The organism is Curtobacterium sp. MEB011 (assembly GCF_030209655.1).
Taxonomy (GTDB): Bacteria; Actinomycetota; Actinomycetes; order Actinomycetales; family Microbacteriaceae; genus Curtobacterium; species Curtobacterium poinsettiae.
In genome coordinates, this window is the sequence record NZ_JARVRN010000015.1 from 26521 (window position 1) to 44384 (window position 17864).

The window sequence follows — 17864 nt, forward strand, 5'->3', positions numbered from 1 at the left end:
ACGCTCGTTCTCGCAACCGGCTCACGGTGAAGACGCAGGTCTGCCCTACGATCGGGCGCATGGGGGACAGTGAGGCCGTGAACTTCCGCAGGTCCGTGCTCGAACAGGGTCCGGCCGACGTGACGAACCCGGTGGTCGCCTGGCTGCGGTTCTGGACGCAGGGATGGCGGTTCCACGGACGGGCGAGCCGTTCGGAGTTCTGGTGGGTGATCGCGCTCGAGCTCGCACTGGCCGGGGTCGCGCTCTGGGTCGTCGGCGTGCACGGGACCGGAGGGCGGTGGGAGCTGTACGTCGACCCGTTCGGAGCCGTCCCCTCACCGCAGGTCTCGTTCGACCTGGTCGACCGCGGGCGGGACGGGTCGTTCGGTTGGGGGGCCGGCAACCGGGAGGTCTGGCCGGACGGGTGGGACCTGGCGCTGCTCGTCCCGACGATCCTGACCATCGTGCCCCGGTGGTCGCTGCTCGTGCGGCGGCTGCACGACCGGGACCACACCGGGCTGTGGATCCTGCTCCTCGTGTTCACCGGACCGATCGGGTGGCTCGTGGTGATGGGTATGGCCGCGAGCCGGTCCCGTCCAGGTGGGGCGCGGTTCGACCGCGGTCTGCTCGGCGGCGGACGCGACCTCGAGGCAACTGGACGACACATGTCGTCCACGACGACAGGTGTAGCGTGAAGGGCGATCAAAGGAGACACCCATGCGCGCCGTCGTGTTCGAGCAGTACCAGACCTTCCCGTCCCTGACCGAGGTCCCGAAGCCCGTACCCGGACCCGGTGAGGTCCTGCTCAAGGTCGCCGGCGCCGGTGCCTGCCACTCCGACGTCGCCGTGTACCGCGAGTTCCAGCAGGGGCAGCCGGGAGCCCAGGCCCCCGCCTTCGTGCTCGGCCACGAGAACTCCGGCTGGGTCGAGGCCGTCGGCGACGGGGTGACGGGCTTCGCCGAGGGTGACGCCTACCTGGTCTACGGACCGGTCGGCTGCGGGCACTGCTCGTACTGCTCGAAGGGCCAGGACACCTACTGCGAGAACGCCGCCACGAACCCCTACATGGGCATCGGCCTCGGGCGCGACGGGGGCATGGCGGAGTACGTGAGCGTCCCCGCGCGGAACCTCGTGCCGCTCGGCGACGCCGACCCGGTCGCCGCCGCACCGCTGAGCGACGCCGCCCTCACGCCGTACCACGCGATCAAGAACTCCCTGCCGAACCTGGCCGGCGGCGGTCGCTTCGCACTCGTCGTCGGGCTCGGTGGCCTCGGGCAGATCGCCGTGCAGATCCTGACGGCGCTCACCGGCGCCACGGTCATCGCGACCGACATGAAGCAGGACGCGATGGACCGCGCGGCCGCCCGCGGCGCGATCACCGTCCCCGGCGGCCCGGACCAGGCGGAGCGCATCCGCGAGATCACCGGCGGACGTGGCGTCGATGCGGCCTTCGACTTCGTCGGAGCCACTCCCACGATCGGGGTCGCGCAGGCCTCGATGGCGGTCGGCGGCCGGTTCACCGTCGTCGGGATCGCCGGCGGCACCACCGAGTGGAACTTCTTCGCGACGCCGTACGAGTCGACGATCACGAACACCTACTGGGGCACCATCGAGGACCTGCACGAGGTCGTCGCGATGTACCGCGCCGGGCAGATCGTGCCCGACGTCGAGCGGTACGCGCTGCCCGACGCGCTCGAGGCGTACCGGAAGCTCGAGGCCGGCGAGCTCTCGGGCCGCGCGGTCGTCGTCCCGACGCTCTGAGCCGGGCTCGGGCGTCCCAGGTGGAATCGGGCGTCCCTGGTCAGAAGTTTCGACCAGGGACGCCCGATCCCTCTTTCCAGCGCGGGTGCTCTGGGAAGGAACGAGCGCCGGTCAGCGTCCCGCGGCGTACCCCTGGTTGCCGCGGGGGTTCGCGGCGGCGCCGAGGACACCGGTGTCCGGGTCGCGCGTGACGCACGTCAACCGGCCGAGGCTCCAGTCGCCACCACGCGTGACGACGTGTCCGCGGGCCTCGAGCGCGGCGATCACCTCGTCGCCCAGGCGGTCCTCGACCACCAGGCCCGCGGGCTCCCAGGTGCGCGGCCAGAACGACCCCGGGAACGACGTGGTGTGCAGGGCCGGGGCGTCGATGGCCTGCTGCGGGGAGTACCCGCCGACGATCCAGCGCAGCAGGAACAGCAGCTGCCACTGGTCCTGCTGGTCACCGCCGGGGGAGCCGAGCGCCGCAACCGGCTGCCCGTCGCGGAGCACCAGGGTCGGCGTCAGCGTGGTGCGGGGGCGCTCGCCGGGGCGCAGGGTCGAGGCCGTGTCCGGTTCGAGCCACGTCATCTGCAGGCGGGTGCCGAGGCAGAACCCGAGCTCCGGGATCGTCGGTGAGGACTGCAGCCAGCCGCCGGACGGGGTCGCGCTGACGATGTTGCCCCAGCGGTCCACGACGTCGATGTGGCACGTGTCGCCGCGGGTCTCGCCGTCGGGGGTCACGAACGGCTCACCGCGGTCCTCGACCGGAGCAGCCGGGGGGACGTCGCCGTCACGGTCGCGGGCGACCTGCACGGTCGGTTCGCCCACGCCCGCCGCCGCGGCGGAGCCGGAGGACGTGCGGATCGGCGGCATGGCGTGTCCGACCCCGGCGATCGTGCCGGGCCGGAGTTCGGCCGACGCACGCTCGCCGATGAGGGCGCGGCGTTCGTCGGCGTAGGCGTCGGAGAGCAGGACGTCGAGCGGGACCTCGCCGTCGCCGTAGAAGGCCTCGCGGTCGGCGAGCGCGAGCTTCTGCGCCTCGACGATCGTGTGCGCACCGAGCTCGGTGGAAGGGTCGAGCAGGGCGTCGTCGAGCGGTTCGAGCAGCCGCAGGGTCTGGAGGAGTGCCGGGCCCTGGCCCCACGCGCCGGTCTTGGCGATCGTGCAGTCCCGGAACGCCACCGTCGTCGCGGGTTCGTACGAGGCCCGGAACGCGGCCAGGTCGGACGCGCGGATGACGCCGGCGTGGTCGGTGCCCGACGCGTGCCGGTGCGGTTCGCGGACGAACCGGTCGATCGCCTCGGCGACGAACCCCTCCGCCCACTCGGACCGGGCCGCATCGATGCGGCCGGTCCGGCTGCCGGCGCCGGAACCGGCGTCGACCAGTCGGTCGAGCACGGTGGCGAGCGCCTCGTTGCGCACCAGGTCCCCGGGGACCGGCACCGCGCCTCCCGGCAGCCACTGCGTGGCGGAGGTGGGCCAGTGCTCCTCGAACAGGTCCCGCACGGTCGTGATCGTCCGGACCACCGCCGGTGTGACCGGGTGGCCGTCGCGGGCGTACCCGACGGCCGGTGCGAGGACGTCGGCCAGCTCCCAGGTGCCGTGGTCACGGAGCAGCAGGAGCCAGGCGTCGACCGCGCCGGGGACGGCCGCGGCCAGCGCGCCGGAGCCGGGGACCAGGTCGAGCCCCTCGGCGCGGTAGTGCTCCGGTGTCGCACCCTCGGGAGCCGGACCCTGCCCGACCAGCACCGTCGGCTCGGGGTTCGTGGCCGTCGCGAAGACCGCCGTCAGGTCACCGCCCGGGCCGTTGAGATGCGGCTCCACGACGTGCAGGACGAAGGCCCCGGCGACGGCCGCGTCGAACGCGTTGCCACCACGTTCGAGCACGGACTGGGCGGTCGCCGTCGCGATCCAGTGCGTCGAGGCCGCCATCCCGAACGTGCCCCGCAGGTCAGGTCGAGTGGTCTGCGCAGGGGGCTGGACGAAGGCAGGATTCGGCGTCGGCATGCCCCCATCCTGTCCCGCGGTGACCGGTCCGGTGCTGGAGACCCCCCCGTCCGCGGGGTTGTGCACCCCGTGCAGAAAAGCGAACATCGTTCGGCGACTCGTGCAGGGCGAGCGCCGAACGGCCGCGCGCTCGTGTGGTCGGCCCGAGGCAGGGGATCCATGACCACCACTCCGTCGACCGTCGCTCGTGCGCGCCGACTCCCACGCATCGCCGGCGCCGTGATGGCACTGGCCCTGGCGGCCGGGGCAGTCGTCGCGACGGCCGAGCCGGCAGCGGCCTCTGCCGTCTGGGTCGGCTCGGTCCCCGCCGGCACGAAGATCCTGCCCGGCGACCAGGTCACGTCGCCGAACGGCCAGTTCAAGCTCATCATGCAGGGCGACGGCAACCTGGTCGAGTACGGCATCGGCAACCGCGTGCTGTGGGCGTCGAACACCGCCGGCAACTCCGGGGCGATCGCCGTCGTGCGCAAGGACCGCGCCCTCGACATCACCCGGAACGGCAAGCGCCTGGTGCGCTGGACATCGGCGGGCACCGCGAGCTCCACGGCCTTCAAGGTCCGTGCCGACGGCACGATGGCCCTGCTCGCCGGCAAGGCCGTCGTCGTGGGCTGGACCGGGTTCCAGGACCGCGTCGCGTCGGGCAACAGGATCCTCGGCGGGACGGTCCTGCGCTCCGACACCTCGAACACGCGGATCCTCAACATGCGCACCGACGGCAACCTGGTGCAGAAGGTCAGCGGACGGGTCGTCTGGCAGTCGCGGACCGGCGGCCACCCGGGCGCCTGGGCCGAGCTGCAGACCAAGGGCAACTTCGTCATCTGGACCCGAGACGCGTCGCGCAAGAAGGTCGCGATCTGGAGCTCCCGCACCAGCACCGCCGGATCGGGCAACCTGCTCGTGCAGGTCGACGGCAACGTGGTGCTCTACGGGGCGAAGGACACCCGTGTCTGGTCGAGCCGACCGGTCACCGGCCTGGCCTGGCCCGTCAACGGCACGAAGATCACCGGGCGGTACGGCGACGACCGCGGCGCCGGGCACGTCCCGCGCTACCACCAGGGCACCGACGCCCCCGTGCCGGTCGGGACTCCCGTGTACGGCTCGGGGACGGGCACCGTGACGCGGACGGTCGCGAACGACGGGGCCTACGGCAACTACATCGTCGTGACGTACGGCATGACGACGGTCCTGACGGCGCACCTCAGCAAGATCGAGGTGAAGCAGGGGCAGATCGTGAAGCTCGGCACCGAGATCGCGAAGTCCGGCAACACCGGGCAGTCGACGGGGCCGCACGTGCACGTCGAGACGCGGCGGAACGGCGTGCTCGTCGACCCGCTGAAGAACATGCACTTCCGCTGACGCGGGGCGGGCGGGGAGTCGTTCGTCGTTCGCACGTCGCGTGTGTCGCACGCGTCCTCGCCCCGCGCATCGAGTGAGCAGAAAAGGTCGGGTGGCTCGAGGGCACTCGACCTTTTCTGCTCACTCGATGAAGGGCCTCGCACGGTGCGAGGAGCCCGCTGTCCCGGATCGGCTTCGTCGCCGAGGTCGATCAGGATGACGTCACCGTGGTCATCCGCGCCGAGCTCGAGCCTGACCTGGCGCGCTCGCTCGAGGAAGCCACGGCGCTGCGGGCCGAGGCCGAGGCGAAGGAGGCTCGAGCGCTCTCGCTGCGGCGAGCGATCGCGGTCTCGCTGAAGGACGACGGCCTCACCCTGCGGGACATCGCGGTCGTCCTCGGCGTCTCCTACCAGCGCGTGCACCAGCCCCCGCGAACGGGGGAGGGACATTCAGTCGATTGGTGACGGGTCGTCAACTAGCGTTGCAACGACTACACGGGAGGAACAATGGAGTTCGAAGAGCGTCTCGCTGCGCTGGCGACGAAGGTGCAGAACCAGCGCGAGGCCATACAGACCGAAGAAGCGACGAAGAACGCGTTCGTCATGCCGTTCATCTCGACGATCCTCGGTTACGACGTGTTCAACCCGCTGGAGGTCGTGCCCGAGTTCACAGCGGACGTGGGTGTGAAGCGCGGCGAGAAGGTCGACTACGCGATCATGCGCGACGGCGAGGTGCAGATCCTCATCGAGTGCAAGAAGTCCACCGAGCCCCTGAAGATCGAGCACGCCTCGCAGCTGTTCCGGTACTTCTCCGTCACGAACGCCCGCATCGCGGTGCTCACGAACGGCGAGGTCTACAACTTCTACACGGACCTCGATGCGCCGAACAAGATGGACGACCGCCCCTTCCTCGTCCTCGATCTCGCCGACATCGACGAGACGCTGCTCCCGGAGCTCAGCAAGCTGACCAAGGACGTCTTCGACCTGGACTCGGTCATCAGTGCCGCCGAGGAGCTGAAGTACGTCGGTTCCATCAAGCGAGCCATCGCTGCGCAGTTCCGTGAGCCGGAAGAGGACTTCGTGCGCCTCTTCACGACTCGCGTCTACGACGGTCGCTTCACCCAGGAGGCCCGTACCCAGTTCACGACGCTGGTCGCGAAAGCGTCGAAGCAGTTCCTGAACGAGCAGGTAAACGACCGTCTCAAGACGGCGCTCGGCGCTTCGTACAGCGCCCCGGTCGGAGCCGAGGCCCCGTCCGAAGCGATGACGAGCGCGGCGGTGGCCGAGGATGACCTCGACCGCGACACCGAGATCGAGACCACGCTCGAGGAACTCGAGGGCTACCAGATCGTCAAGGCGATCGCCTGCAGTGAGGTCAAGCCGGACCGCATCGCCCACCGCGACCAGAAGTCGTATTTCGCCGTCCTGCTCGACGACAACAACCGCAAGCCCATCGCGCGCCTGTGGTTCAACGGCAAGAAGCAGAAGTACCTCGGGCTGTTCGACGAGAACAAGGTCGAGACGAAGCACCCGATCGAGAACCTCGACGACATCTACCTGCACGCTGCAGCGATCCGGGAAGCTACTCAGCGATTCGCGAGCTGACGTTCGCTTCGTGAGCAGAAATGGTCGGGTCGCCTTCGGACACCCGACCATTTCTGCACTCCAAGTGCGGGCCGCCTCGCACGGTGCGAGAGCACGCCTGCGGCGCGGATAGCCTGGGCGGGATGAGGAAGCGTGGCGGGACCGGGATCGTGTTGGTGGCGATCGGGGTCCTGGCGGGGGTGCTGTCCGGACTGTTCGGCGTCGGCGGTGGGGTCATCGTGGTGCCCGCGCTGATGGCCTTCGTGCAGATGGACCAACGTCGGGCCTCGGCGACCTCGCTCGTGGCGATCGCCCCCGCGGCCGTCGTCGGGGCGATCACGTACGCCGTGCAGGGCGAGGTGCACTGGCTCGCGGCCCTGACCCTGGCGATCGGCAGCGTCATCGGCGCCCCGATCGGCGCACGGCTGCTCCGTGCCCTGCCGCTCCGCGTGCTGCCGTGGATCTTCGTCGGGTTCATCGCCGTCGTGCTCGTGTCGCTGTTCACCACGGTGCCGACCCGCGGCGGCGAGGTGCGCTTCGGGGTCGTCGAGGCGATCGTCCTGCTGTTGCTCGGGCTGCTGTCGGGTGTGCTGTCCGGGCTGGTCGGGGTCGGCGGCGGGGTCGTCATCGTGCCGGGCCTCGAGGTCGTGCTCGGCGCCGGTGACCTGCTGGCGAAGGGCACGTCGCTGCTCACGATGGTGCCGACGTCGGTGTCCGGGACGGTCGCGAACCTGCGGCGCCGTGCGGTCGACCTGCGGGTCGGCCTGACGGTCGGCATCACCGCCGCCGTGTGCTCTCCGGGTGGTGCCGTGCTGGCGCGCCTGGTGGACCCGCAGGTGGGCACCTGGTTGTTCGCGGCGTTCCTGGTGGTCGTCGCGGTCATCGTGCTCAGCCGCGGACGTCGGAGGGCACCACAGAACGACGCGAGCGACGGGGAGGTCGCGTGACGGGCCTCCAGGCAGGGCGCGACGCGGAGGCAGTGCTGGCGGCGTTCGCCCGGACCACCGGCGACGTCGCCGCGGCCCGCAGGGTCGCCCGGCAGTTCCACGACCTCGACGAGGGGGAACGCTCGGCGCTGCTCTGGAGCGAGGACGACGGCGCGAAGCTCGTCGCGGTCCTGCTGCTCGTGCAGGCGATGCGGGCGTACCCGGACCCGGAGCTCACCGACGAGTACCTGTCGGCGGCGAAGGCCGAACGGTTCGAGGACCCGGTGCTCGTCGACCTGGCGGCCGAGGAACTCGTCGGCGCACCGTTGCTGGGCGCCTCGACCGGCCCGCTGTTCGCGCTGGCGAAGTCCGACGTGGCGATGGTCCGGCGGATCGCGGTCGTGGCGACCCTGGCATTCGTGAAGCAGGGCGACGCCGAGGTGCCCCTCGGGATCGCCGGACGCCTGGTGCGGGAGCGCAGCGAGACGGTGCAGTCGGCGCTCGGGTTGGTCCTGCGCGAGACGGGGAAGCGGGCGTCCGAGGCGGCGCTGGTGGCGTTCCTGGAGCAGAGCGGCCGGTTCCTCAGCCCGGCGGCCCGCCGGACGGCGACCGAGCACCTGCCACCGACGGAGCGGGACCGGCTGCGGGGCTGACCGGCGTCCGCCGAGCGGCGCGCCGCCGTCCGCGCGCCGACCCGCGCGAGGGGGACCCGGGGCTGGGAGCGTCCACGGGTCGGACGCGTACCGAGGAGGGGAACGCGAGTCGTGCCTCCAGGCCGGCTCGAAGCGACCACGAGAGGAACGCAACGTGCGCGCACTGACCTACCAGGGCACCGAGAAGGTGTCCGTCGAGACCGTCCCCGACCCGACCATCCAGGAGCCGACCGACGCGATCGTGCGGATCACCTCCTCGGCGATCTGCGGCTCCGACCTGCACCTGTACCGCGTGCTCGGCCCGTACATCGACCGCGGCGACGTCCTCGGCCACGAGCCGATGGGCGTCGTGGAGGAAGTCGGGTCCGGCGTCACCAACCTGAAGGTCGGCGACCGCGTCGTCATCCCCTTCAACATCTCCTGCGGCCACTGCTGGATGTGCCAGCACGGCCTGCAGTCCCAGTGCGAGACCACCCAGGTGACCGAGTACGGCACCGGGGCCTCGCTGTTCGGATACACGAAGATGTACGGCCAGGTCCCCGGCGGCCAGGCCGAGTACCTGCGCGTGCCGCACGCCGACTACGGCCCCATCGTCGTGCCGGACGACGGCACCCCCGACGACCGCTGGCTGTTCCTGAGCGACATCCTGCCCACCGCGTGGCAGGCCGTGCAGTACGCCCAGGTGCCCGAGGGCGGCACGCTCGCCGTGCTCGGCCTCGGCCCGGTCGGCCAGTTCGCCGCCCGCATCGGCAAGCACCTCGGTTACCGCGTGCTCGCCGTCGACCCCGAGCAGGTCCGCCGTGACCTGGGGGCGAAGCACGGCGCCGAGGTGTTCGACCTGACGAAGGACATGGTCCCCGAGCTCGTCGACCTGACCGACGGCCGCGGCCCCGACGGGGTCGTCGACGCGGTCGGTATGGAGGCCCACGGCAACCCGATGGCGGGCTTCGCGCAGCGCGCCGCCGGCCTGCTGCCGGACAAGCTCGCGCAGAAGGCGATCGAGACCGCCGGTGTCGACCGCCTGGCGGCCGTGCACGCGGCGATCGACCTGGTCCGTCGTGGCGGCACCGTCTCGCTGAGCGGTGTCTACGGCGGCATGGCCGACCCGATGCCGATGATGACGCTCTTCGACAAGCAGATCACCATCCGCGAGGGCCAGTGCAACGTGAAGCGCTGGATCGACGACATCATGCCGCTCGTCTCGGACCCGTCGGACCCGCTCGGCACGCTCGACCTGACGTCGCACCGTGTCTCGCTCGAGGACGCGCCGCACATGTACGAGGTCTTCCAGAAGAAGCAGGACGACTGCGTCAAGGTCGTCCTCGACCCCGCGATGGCCGCAGCCTGATGCGGATCGTCGTCGTCGGCGCGACCGGCAACGTCGGGACGGCGGTGCTCCGTCGGCTCGCGGCGGTGCGCGCCGACGGCGACGGAGACGCCGGTGGCCGTGACGCCACCGGCGTCCAGATCGTCGGCGTCGCCCGGCGGCTGCCGGACCTGCGTGCGGAGCCGTACGACGCCGCCGTCTGGCACGCCGTCGACGTCGGTGCCGCGGACGCCGTGGACCAGCTCGCCGCCGTGTTCCAGGGTGCCGACGCCGTCATCCACCTGGCGTGGGCGCTGCAACCGACGCACGACATCCCGGTGCAGTACCGCACGAACGTGACGGGCACGGCGAACGTCCTGGCTGCCGTCGCACGTGCCGAGGTGCCCCAGGTGGTGGTGGCGTCCTCGGTGGGTGCCTACCGCGGGGTGGACGTCGACGGCAAGCGGACTCCCGTGGACGAGAGCTGGCCGACGGACGGCATCCCGACGGCGACGTACTCGATCCACAAGGCCGCCAACGAGGCTGCGATGGACGCGTTCGAGGCCGACCACCCCGCCGTGACCGTCACCCGGCTGCGCCCGGGGCTGATCTTCCAGCGGGACGCCGCCGCCGAGATCCGCGGGCTGTTCCTCGGACACCTCGTGCCGATGTCGATCGTGCGGTGGATCCGCTGGCTCGTGCTGCCGCTGCCCTACCCGTTCGTGTTCCAGGCCGTGCACGCCGACGACGTCGCCGACGCCTACTGGCGCGCGGTCGACCGACGGGCAGCGGGGGCGTTCAACATCGCCGCGACGCCCGTGCTCAACCCGCCGAGACTGGCTCGGGCCTTCGGCATGCTCGGCGCCGTGCGGATCCCGTTGGGGCTGCTGCGCGGGATCGTGACGCTGACGTGGCGGCTGCGGTTGCAGCCGACGGACGCCGGGTGGATCGACATCGCGGCCGGTGTGCCGATCATGCGCACCGACCGTGCCCGGTCGGTGCTCGGATGGGAGGCCCGACACACCTCCGAAGAAGCGTTGCGTGCACTCGTGGCTGGCTTCGCGGACGGTGCGAACGTGCCGGGGTCGGGGCCGCTGCGCGGCTGAGCGGGGTCGGGCTGGCTGGGGTGGGGTGGTCGCCCTGGGTGCGGCTCGCGCTGCCGGGTCGGATCGGGCGTACCGGGTGCTTCCGGGCGTACCGGGTCGGGAGTTCCGACCAGGGACGCCCGTTTCCACCTTCCATCGCGGGCGTTCTGGGAAGGAACGGCCGCTCGTGTTCCCCGTCTCGCGCTACGCTTCGCTCGTCGTTGTGAGAAGGGGGAGCGCGATGGTGCTCAGTGGTTCAGCGTTCGGTGAGATCGACGGGCCGGGTGGCTCGGGGATGCCCGATCTGTTCGACGGCTGGTTCGGCATCGCCTTCGGGGTCGTCGTCGCCCTGGCGATCCTCACGACCCTGACGATCGCCGTCCTGGCGCTCTACCGGGGCAAGCGGATGGCCGACCGCGGTCAGAACCCGCTCACCATGCAGGAGGACATCGCGTACCAGGCGATGCAGAGCCGCACGTTCGCACCGGACAAGCCGCTCGAACAGCGCCTCGCCGAACTCGACGACCTGCACGCCCGCGGCGTGATCTCCGACGAGGAACACCGCAGCGCCCGAGCGGAAGCCCTGCGCGGACGATGATCGCCTCGGAAGAACTCCGCAACCCCCTCATCCCGCCGGTCTACGACCTCGTCTGGACCCTGCTGATGGTGCTCGTCGTCGTGGCGGTCATCGCCGCCGTGTGCATCGCGGTCGTCCGCAGTCGGCGCCCGCACGGTGCGCGCCGGACCTCGCCGGAACAGCGGCTCCTCGAACTCGACGAGCTGCACGCCCGCGGGGTCATCAGCGAGGACGAGCGCCGAGCCGCGCGGGCGGAGGCCTTGCGCGGTTAGCCTGGGCGGGTGCTGCTGCCGACGGACCTGCTCGGGGTGTGGGAACTCCACCGCACCGTGCACGACCACCGCGCCGGTGCCGCGGGGACCGTCACCGGGACCACCACCCTGACCCGGGTCGGTGACGACGAGGTGCGCTGGGACGAGTCCGGCGTGATGACGTTCGACGGCCGGACGACCCCGGTCTCGCGCACCCTCGTCCTGCGGCGCGGCCCGGACGGCGGCTGGACCGTGCACTTCTCCGACGGTCGGGTCTTCCACGACTGGGTCTGGGGCACGAGCGTCGCCCACGCCTGCGCTCCGGACGACTACACCGGGGCCTTCGACGGCGACCAGGACCGCTGGAGCGTGCGGTGGGAAGCGCGCGGCCCCGCGAAGGACTACCGGCTGGACAGCGTCCTCACCCGACCCCGGTCCTGATCCCGGTCGGGGCCCGCGGGGTCGGCGGTCACCGACAGACTGGGTGCATGGCACGTTCCTCCGGCACCGACGCCCCGCGCATCACCCTGACCGAACCGATGAACCTGGAGGACTGGGCGCCAGCTCCCGGTGACGTCCTGACGGGCGACCGCATCGAGGGCAAGCGCATCGACGTCCTCGACCTGACCGGCGAGCGGCTGCCCGACCTGGAGATCGAGGAGTGCGTCATCGACACGCTCCGGGGGGACGATGCCGACTTCCGTGGGCTCCGCGTCCGTGACTCGATCATCGACTCGCTGGACGCCCCGATCCTGCGGGCATCGAGCAGTACGTGGCGCGAGGTCCGGGTTTCCGGCGGGCGGGTCGGGTCGGCGGAGTTGTACGACTCCGGGCTGAACGGCGTCGAGTTCGTCGGCATGAAGTTCGGGTTCGTGAACCTGCGTGGCTCGACGATCACCGACGTGGTGTTCCGCGACTGCGTCATCGACGAGCTCGACATCGCCGACGCGAAGCTGCTGCGGGTGTCGTTCGACGGCAGCAGCATCCGTGCCGCCGAGGGGTCGAACACCCGCATCGATCACGTCGACCTGCGCGGAGCCGACCTGGACCGGGTCGAACGGCTCGAGGGGTTCCGCGGGGCCACGATCGGCGCCGACCAGCTCTACACGCTCGCGCCGCTGCTGGCTGCACAGGCCGGCTACCGCGTCGACTGACCGAGCCCGGGTTTCGCGCTCACCGACACTGCACGCCCGCCAGGCCCCACGGACTGTCGCTCAGCGCGAAACATCGGCCGCACCGACGCCCGCACCGACGCCCGCACCGACCCCGGCCAGCGCCTCCGCCAGGTCGGCCTGCACCAGGTCGCCGTGCACCGCCGCGCCCGTCTGGGTGCCGGCAGCCGCCGACGCGATGACCGTCGCCATCGGGGCCGTCACGTTGCCGGCCGCGTAGACACCCCGAACCGCCGTCTGCCCGGTGGCGTCCACGGTCAGGGCCGTCCCGAACCGGAAGTCACCCATGAACTGGTCGGTGGCGGTGAGGCCCAGCCCGGACAGGAAGCCCACCCGTGCCTCGGGCCGGCTCGCCGTGGCCAGGGCATCGAGTTCGACCGACGAACCGTCGCCGAGCCGGATGCCGGTCAGCCGGTCACCCTCGGACACGACGGCGGCGACGGGGCCCTCGACGACCGAGATGCCGCGGGCGGCCAAACCGGCCAGGGCGGTGTCGTCCATCAGTGCCGGATCGGTCAGGAACACGGTCACCCGCTCGCTCAGCGCCCGGAACATGAGCGCGTGGTGTGCGCCGTTCGGCGTCGTGACCAGGACCCCGATCCGCTGGTCGCGGATCTCCCACCCGTGGCAGAACGGGCAGTGCACGACCCCGCGCCCCCACTGCTCGGCCAGGCCCGGGACCTCCGGCAGGACGTCCACGGCGCCGGAGGCGACGACCAGCCTGCGTGCGGTGACGACCGCGCCGGAGTCCAGCGTGACCGAGAAGCCGACCGTGTCGTGACCGTCACCGGTCGTGGCGGACGTGGCCACGATCCTCCCGGCCGTGACCCGGACGCCGTAGGCGGCGACCTCGTCGCGACCGATGCGGAGCAGCTCGGTGGGTGCGACGCCCTCGTGGCCGAGGTAGTTGTGCGCGCCGGCCGCCGGGGCGTTGCGGGGCTCGCCGGAGTCGACGACGAGCACCGAGCGCCGCGAGCGGCCGAGGATGAGGGCGGCGGACAAGCCGGCGGCCGAGCCGCCGATGACGATGACGTCGAAGTGTTCGGGCATGCGCTGATCATGCGGCGGGAGCGGCTGCGACAGCAACGAAGTTTGCCGGTATGGCAACATGGGCGCCATGGGACACGGCAACCGGGACGCGACCGCCCCGCGCTCGACAGCCGAGGTCGTCGACGGGGTCGGCCCCCGACTCCGCGCGCTGCGCGTCCATCGCGACGTGACGCTCGCCGCGCTGTCCGAACAGACGGGGGTGTCGGTGAGCACCCTGTCGCGGCTCGAGTCCGGGCAGCGGAAGCCCACGCTGGAACTGCTGCTGCCCCTCGCTCGGGCCTACCAGGTGCCCCTCGACGACCTGGTCGGCGCACCGCAGACGGGCGACCCTCGCGTGCACATGAAGCCCGAGGTGCACGGCGGCCGCGTCGTCGTGCCGCTGACGAAGCGCACCGGCGGGGTGCGCTCGTTCAAGCAGTTGTTCCCGCCGAACACCCCCGGTGGCGAACCGTCGCTCAAGACGCACGAGGGCTACGAGTGGCTCTACGTGCTGTCCGGACGGCTCCGGCTCGTGCTGGGGGAGCACGACCTCGACCTCGGGCCCGGCGAGGTCGCCGAGTTCGACACCCACACCCCGCACTGGATGGGCAACGTGACCGACTCCGTCACCGAGGTGCTGTGCCTGTACGGGCCGCAGGGCGAACGAGCCCACGTGCGGTCTCGTCCGGCCCGGTGACCGGTTGGGTCAGTCCGTGAAGACGTGCCCCACGACGTCGTCGAGCAGATCGGTCGTCTCGATGTTCGACTGCTGGATGTGGATGCCGATGTCGCCCCGCGCGAAGTACGTGTCGCCGTCGGTGACCGGGTACTGCGAGTTCTTCGAGACCTTCTGGCACAGGAACCCGTCGGACTCGTCGTCGCAGTCGTAGCCCTTCGTGGCGAGCTGCTCCAGCGCGTCGCGGGCGGCCGCGGGGTCGACGGCGTCGACCGCGATGGACAGGTACGAGGTGTCGGCCTGCGGCTCCCGCCACACGCAGTACAGGCGCTTGCCGTCGCCCAGCAGTGCCGGGGTGAACGAGCTCTTCGGGATCGCGATCGGGTCGCCGACGACCGACGGGTCGTTGAGCGGTGCCGAAGCGAACGCCTCGTCCCACTTGCCGGGTGTGATCAGGTCGGTGCAGCTGGCCGGGACGGTGGCCGTGTCGACGTCGACGTCGACGTCCGCGTCCGCGTCCTCGGAACTCGTGGGGCCGGGACTCGGCGCCGTCGTCGGGTCGGCTGCGGAGGTCGCGGTGGCGCTCGCCGGTCCGGCCGGTCCGGCCTGGGCGCAGCCGGTCAGGGCGAGACCCGCAGCCACCAGGGCAGTGAGCACGATCGTGTGGCGCATGGTTCCCCTTCGTCCGGTCGCGTCAGGTGATGACTGTCGCTCACGAACGTACCGACCGGGGGCCGCGGTGGCTGAGACCGTCACCGATTCGTTGTCCCCCGACCCCGTCGGTCAGCGGCTGCGCCACCACTGCGGCGACCGCGACCGTGCGCGCAGCCGTCGCGCCCACCGGCGCACCGGGTTCGCCCGTCGGCCGTTCACGCGGAACGTGTGGAAGGCACGTCGCGTCCGGACCCAGACGGACGGGAGGCCCGCCAACGGTCGCGCGGACACCTGCACCGTGAGCACGGGGTCGGCCACCACCCGCCAGGCCGGGTCGAGCTGCATGCTCAGGTCGACGTCGTCGTGCACCTCGGCGTCGCCGCGGTGCACCCTGCGGGCGACCGCGGCCCAGGTCGACCGGCGCATCGCCATGGCGGACCCGAACAGCGGCGGGCGCCCGAGCGCGCTCCACATCAGGACGAAGTACGGGCCCATGTACACGGCGTCCCACAGCCGTCGCACCACGGGGCCACCGCCACGAGGCCGGCCCGGCCCGGTCACCGCGACGACCTCGGGGTCGGCCACCAACCGGACCGCGTCGGCGATCCAGGACGGCGGTGGGACGGAGTCGGCGTCGAGCCGCACGATGACGTCCCCTGATGCACGGTCGTAGCCGCGCGCCGATGCCCGGGCGATCCCGCGCACCGGTTCCGTGAGGACGACCGCACCGGCGCCCCGGGCGACCGCCGCGCTGTCGTCGGTGCTGCCGTTGTCGACCACGACCACCTCGTCGGCGGGCCGGGTCTGGACCGCGAGGGCGGTGAGGCACCGGCGCAGGTGCACGGCGTCGTCCCGCACGGGGATCACGACCGAGACACGGGGCATCCATCGATCCAACCGGCTGTCAGCTGTGCGGATTGTCGGACCGCGTCCCCCACTGTCCCGGCCCGCCGATCACCGCGCGGTAGCGTTCCGGGCATGGACCCGATCGACGCGCTCGCCGCCGAACTGCGGCAGTCCATCGGACGCCTCGTGCGCGCCGCACGACGCGAGGCGGACGCGCTGCCGGCCACGCACGCCACCACCCTCGGGTTCCTGCAGCGTGAGGGCCCCATGACCATCGCGGAACTCGCGCGACGCCGTGGCGTGAAGCACCAGGGGCAGTCCCGCACGGTCGGCGAACTGGCCGGGCTCGGGTTCGTCGACCGGACCGCGTCGGACACCGACCGGCGGGCAACGGTGATCCGGATCACCGACGCCGGCCGGGCCGCGCTGCAGCACGACACGGACGCCCGGACGGACTGGCTGGCCGAGGCGCTCCGTCAGGAGACCGACGCCGAGGAGCGCGCCCTGCTCAGCCGCCTGCCCGAGCTGTTCGAGCGGGTCGCGCGCCGGGCGGACTGAACGCGCCCGCACCTCCGGCACAGCAGGACTTCTACAACACCGCTGTACGGTCGACGGCATGGAGTTGACGAAGTACAACCACGCCACCGTCGTCCTCGAGCAGGACGGCGTCACCCTCGTCATCGACCCCGGGGTCTTCACGCCCGAGGCCGTCGACCTCGTCCGCGGTGCCGCGGGCGTCCTCGTCACGCACGACCACCCCGACCACTTCGACATCGACGCGCTCCGCGCGGGACTCGCCGCGGACCCCGACCTCGTCGTGCGCGGCCCGGAGACCGTCGTCGAGCAGCTCGGCGAACACCACGGACGCGTCGCAGCGGTGCACGCCGGTGACACGATCACCGTCGGATCGTTCTCCGTCCGGGTCTTCGGTGAGCAGCACGCGGTCATCCACCCCGACATCCCGTCCACCGCGAACGTCGGCTACCTGGTGGACGACGCGGTCTTCCACCCGGGCGACGCGTACCTCGAGCCCGGCGTCCCGGTGCCGACCCTGCTGCTGCCGACGAGCGGCCCCTGGACGAACACCGCCCAGGCCGTCGACTACGTCCGTGCCGTGGCACCCGAGCGGGCGGTGCAGATCCACGAGGCGATGCTGAGCGAGCTCGGTCAGCAGTCCGCCGCACGCTTCCTCGGGCCCGACGGTCTCGGGCCGGTCCCCGTCCTGATCCTGCCCGCGGGGGAGACGATCACCGTCTGACGGACGCGGGTTGCCCCTGGGAGGCGATCCGGGCCTCCCGAGCAGCATGAAGGGATGGCCGACGCACCCACGACAGCAGTCCTCTTCGACATCGACGGCACCCTCGCCGACTCGAACTACGCGCACATCGACGCGTGGTGGCGCGCGTTCCTGGCGGCGGGGGAGTCCGTCGACGCCTGGCGCATCCACCGCGCGATCGGGATGGACTCGGCCAAGCTGCTCGAGACCCTGCTGCCGGACGCGTCCCAGGAGACCCGCGACACCGCGAAGCAGTTCCACACCGCCTACTACGCCGAGCAGATGCCGCGGCTCCGGCTGCTGCCGGGTGCGCGCGAGCTCCTGCAGGCCGTCGCCGAGGCCGGGCACGCCGTCGTCCTGGCGACCAGCGCCCCCGAGCACGAACTCGCCCGCCTGCGCGACCTGCTCGACGCGGGCGAGTGGGTCACCGCCGAGACCAGCTCCGAGGACGTCGAGCAGGCGAAGCCGGACCCCGGCATCGTCCGGGTGGCGCTCGACAAGGTCGGCGTCTCCGCCGACGATGCCGTGTTGGTCGGGGATGCCATGTGGGACGTCGAGTCCGCCGGCAAGGTGGGGGTGACGTGCGTCGGCGTGATGACCGGTGGCATCGGCGGTGACGAACTCCGCGGTGCCGGAGCGGCCGAGGTGTACGACGACGCTGCGGCCGTGCTCGCGGCGTTCCGCGCCGGCGAGGGCCCGATCGCGGCACTCGGCCAGCGCGGCTGACGGGCGGCGCGCCTGACGGGCGGCGCCGGTCGCGGCTGACGGG

21 protein-coding genes are annotated in these 17864 nt (G+C 71.8%); 17 read left to right on the forward strand and 4 right to left on the reverse strand.

The genetic code is table 11. The features are described from left to right. Positions 1-59: 59 nt before the first annotated feature. Together QRN30_RS16480 and QRN30_RS16485 are read left to right on the forward strand one after the other, a co-directional pair. Positions 60-674, forward strand: a complete 615-nt coding sequence (locus QRN30_RS16480; protein ID WP_274007497.1) for a DUF805 domain-containing protein — start codon at positions 60-62, stop codon at positions 672-674. Between the two features lie 22 nt (positions 675-696). Further along, positions 697-1740 carry an NAD(P)-dependent alcohol dehydrogenase gene (locus QRN30_RS16485; protein ID WP_274007499.1) on the forward strand — a complete coding sequence of 348 codons (1044 nt, stop codon included), beginning with the start codon at positions 697-699 and terminating at the stop codon, positions 1738-1740. 111 nt (positions 1741-1851) lie between these two features. Here QRN30_RS16485 and QRN30_RS16490 read toward each other — a convergent pair whose 3' ends face one another. After that, on the reverse strand, positions 1852-3726 hold the full coding sequence (locus QRN30_RS16490; protein WP_430640325.1) for a gamma-glutamyltransferase family protein: 1875 nt from the start codon (positions 3724-3726) through the stop codon (positions 1852-1854). A gap of 159 nt (positions 3727-3885) precedes the next feature. Here QRN30_RS16490 and QRN30_RS16495 point away from each other — a divergent pair, with 159 nt between their 5' ends. The 11 genes from QRN30_RS16495 (at position 3886) to QRN30_RS16545 (ending at position 12596) form a co-directional block, all read left to right on the forward strand. Further along, positions 3886-5082, forward strand: coding sequence for a peptidoglycan DD-metalloendopeptidase family protein (locus tag QRN30_RS16495; RefSeq protein ID WP_017887527.1), 1197 nt, complete (start codon positions 3886-3888; stop codon positions 5080-5082). 206 nt (positions 5083-5288) lie between these two features. Beyond that, positions 5289-5525: a hypothetical protein gene (locus QRN30_RS16500; RefSeq protein ID WP_205123993.1), complete on the forward strand. Its 237-nt coding sequence runs from the start codon at positions 5289-5291 to the stop codon at positions 5523-5525. 42 nt (positions 5526-5567) lie between these two features. After that, on the forward strand, positions 5568-6665 hold the full coding sequence (locus QRN30_RS16505) for a type I restriction endonuclease (RefSeq protein ID WP_140449194.1): 1098 nt from the start codon (positions 5568-5570) through the stop codon (positions 6663-6665). Between the two features lie 122 nt (positions 6666-6787). Continuing rightward, positions 6788-7591 (forward strand): sulfite exporter TauE/SafE family protein, encoded by an 804-nt coding sequence (locus QRN30_RS16510; RefSeq protein WP_284761470.1) that lies wholly within the window; start codon positions 6788-6790, stop codon positions 7589-7591. Then, the gene (locus QRN30_RS16515) at positions 7588-8223 is read left to right on the forward strand and encodes a DNA alkylation repair protein (protein ID WP_052481944.1); all 636 of its coding nucleotides are present in this window, start codon (positions 7588-7590) and stop codon (positions 8221-8223) included. The genes QRN30_RS16510 and QRN30_RS16515 overlap by 4 nt, the downstream gene beginning before the upstream one ends. Positions 8224-8377: 154 nt before the next feature. Next, positions 8378-9571, forward strand: a complete 1194-nt coding sequence (locus tag QRN30_RS16520; protein WP_017887523.1) for a zinc-dependent alcohol dehydrogenase — start codon at positions 8378-8380, stop codon at positions 9569-9571. After that, positions 9571-10635: an NAD-dependent epimerase/dehydratase family protein gene (locus tag QRN30_RS16525; RefSeq protein WP_017887522.1), complete on the forward strand. Its 1065-nt coding sequence runs from the start codon at positions 9571-9573 to the stop codon at positions 10633-10635. Before QRN30_RS16520 ends, QRN30_RS16525 begins: the two co-directional genes overlap by 1 nt. 220 nt (positions 10636-10855) lie before the next feature. After that, complete coding sequence (locus QRN30_RS16530; RefSeq protein ID WP_017887521.1) at positions 10856-11212, forward strand: SHOCT domain-containing protein; 357 nt, start codon at positions 10856-10858, stop codon at positions 11210-11212. Beyond that, positions 11209-11463 carry a hypothetical protein gene (locus tag QRN30_RS16535; protein WP_017887520.1) on the forward strand — a complete coding sequence of 85 codons (255 nt, stop codon included), beginning with the start codon at positions 11209-11211 and terminating at the stop codon, positions 11461-11463. Before QRN30_RS16530 ends, QRN30_RS16535 begins: the two co-directional genes overlap by 4 nt. 9 nt (positions 11464-11472) lie before the next feature. Beyond that, the gene (locus QRN30_RS16540) at positions 11473-11883 is read left to right on the forward strand and encodes a DUF6314 family protein (RefSeq protein WP_056073193.1); all 411 of its coding nucleotides are present in this window, start codon (positions 11473-11475) and stop codon (positions 11881-11883) included. 47 nt (positions 11884-11930) lie between these two features. After that, positions 11931-12596 (forward strand): pentapeptide repeat-containing protein, encoded by a 666-nt coding sequence (locus QRN30_RS16545; protein ID WP_017887518.1) that lies wholly within the window; start codon positions 11931-11933, stop codon positions 12594-12596. A 60-nt stretch (positions 12597-12656) separates the two neighbouring features. On the opposite strand, the gene QRN30_RS16550 is transcribed toward QRN30_RS16545, so the two are convergent. Beyond that, complete coding sequence (locus tag QRN30_RS16550) at positions 12657-13664, reverse strand: NAD(P)/FAD-dependent oxidoreductase (protein ID WP_284761473.1); 1008 nt, start codon at positions 13662-13664, stop codon at positions 12657-12659. A 58-nt stretch (positions 13665-13722) separates the two neighbouring features. Here QRN30_RS16550 and QRN30_RS16555 point away from each other — a divergent pair, with 58 nt between their 5' ends. Next, entirely contained in the window at positions 13723-14340 is a 618-nt protein-coding gene (locus tag QRN30_RS16555) for a helix-turn-helix domain-containing protein (protein ID WP_214533075.1), read from the forward strand. Between the two features lie 9 nt (positions 14341-14349). Here the strand turns inward: QRN30_RS16555 and QRN30_RS16560 are convergent, their stop codons facing one another. Together QRN30_RS16560 and QRN30_RS16565 are read right to left on the reverse strand one after the other, a co-directional pair. Continuing rightward, the gene (locus QRN30_RS16560) at positions 14350-14991 is read right to left on the reverse strand and encodes a hypothetical protein (protein WP_071251775.1); all 642 of its coding nucleotides are present in this window, start codon (positions 14989-14991) and stop codon (positions 14350-14352) included. 111 nt (positions 14992-15102) lie between these two features. Beyond that, positions 15103-15858 carry a glycosyltransferase family 2 protein gene (locus QRN30_RS16565; protein WP_042538311.1) on the reverse strand — a complete coding sequence of 252 codons (756 nt, stop codon included), beginning with the start codon at positions 15856-15858 and terminating at the stop codon, positions 15103-15105. Between the two features lie 93 nt (positions 15859-15951). On the opposite strand from QRN30_RS16565, the gene QRN30_RS16570 reads away from it, so the two are divergent. Genes QRN30_RS16570 through QRN30_RS16580 form a run of 3 tightly spaced genes read left to right on the forward strand, consistent with a single transcriptional unit; the run spans position 15952 to position 17821 of the window. After that, positions 15952-16377 carry a MarR family winged helix-turn-helix transcriptional regulator gene (locus QRN30_RS16570; RefSeq protein WP_042538313.1) on the forward strand — a complete coding sequence of 142 codons (426 nt, stop codon included), beginning with the start codon at positions 15952-15954 and terminating at the stop codon, positions 16375-16377. 58 nt (positions 16378-16435) lie between these two features. After that, positions 16436-17077, forward strand: coding sequence for an MBL fold metallo-hydrolase (locus tag QRN30_RS16575; protein WP_017887512.1), 642 nt, complete (start codon positions 16436-16438; stop codon positions 17075-17077). Between the two features lie 54 nt (positions 17078-17131). Continuing rightward, entirely contained in the window at positions 17132-17821 is a 690-nt protein-coding gene (locus QRN30_RS16580; protein ID WP_284761478.1) for an HAD family hydrolase, read from the forward strand. Positions 17822-17864 lie beyond the last annotated feature (43 nt).